At 54.8% G+C, this 915-nt stretch carries 1 protein-coding gene and 1 pseudogene; both read right to left on the minus strand.

Going from position 1 to position 915, the window contains the following annotated elements; all coding sequences use genetic code 11:
- Positions 1-133: 133 nt before the first annotated feature.
- The gene (locus A5N84_RS13585; RefSeq protein WP_408633852.1) at positions 134-655 is read right to left on the minus strand and encodes an NAD(P)/FAD-dependent oxidoreductase; all 522 of its coding nucleotides are present in this window, start codon (positions 653-655) and stop codon (positions 134-136) included.
- Between the two features lie 10 nt (positions 656-665).
- Positions 666-915 (minus strand): annotated as a pseudogene (locus A5N84_RS09245) (NAD(P)/FAD-dependent oxidoreductase); the annotation flags it as partial.

The raw sequence follows: 915 nt of genomic DNA on the forward strand, positions 1-915 counted from the left end.
GAATTGAAAAAGTATTACGGCGTTGGCTCGCCTTGCCGTACTATCTGTACTGTCTGCGGCTCGCCGCCTTGTACTACTTTTTCACTTCTCCGACTATAGAATGATTGTATCGATTTGTAAGCAAGAGATGAGGTTAGGATTGGAGGTTTTTTCCAAGGGCTTGAGCGCAGCACCATGCCGATGACCATGCCCATTGGAAGTTATAACCGCCTAGCCAGCCAGTAACGTCGAGGGCTTCGCCGATGGCGTAGAGGTTTTTGTGGGTTTTGTTTTCAAAGGTGCGGGGGTTGAATTGGCGGGTGTCGATGCCGCCGCTACTGACTTCGGCTTTGTTCATGCCTTCGGTGTTGGTGGGGGTGGTTTGCCATTGCTGGAGGTGTATTTGGAGGTGTTGGAGGTCTGTGGTGCTGAGGTGTTGGAGGGGTTGGTGGATTTTCTGGGCTAGGGGGCTGGTGTTTAAGAGGTGGATTAGGAGGTTGTGGGGAGGTGGGGTTTGAGGTGTTGCTGGAGGGTTTGTTGGGGGTGGGTGGTTTTGGCGTGAATGAGGCTGTTGTGGGGCTGGTCGGGGGAGGAAGTTTAGGGCGATGGCTTGGTTTTTTTGCCAATAGGTGGAGAGTTGGAGGATGGCTGGGCCGCTGAGTCCTTTATGGGTAATGAGGAGGTTTTCACGAAAGCTTGGGCTGTTGCAGTGGGGGAGGCTGGCGTGTACGGGGGGTGCTGATGCCGCTTAGGTGGCTGAGGGGTGGGCTGAGAATGAGGGGGACGAGGGCGGGTTTGAAAGGGTGATTGGGAAGTTTGAGTTGTTTGGCAAGTTGTAGAGCGAGGTCGCTACCGCCTAGTTTGGGAAATGAGGCGCCACCGCTGGCGATGACGAGGGCGCGTGCTTTGAATTGATGATGGGGGGTGGTGATGTGG

Source organism: Rappaport israeli, from assembly GCF_001888055.1.
GTDB classification, from domain to species: Bacteria; Pseudomonadota; Gammaproteobacteria; order Cardiobacteriales; family Cardiobacteriaceae; genus Rappaport; species Rappaport israeli.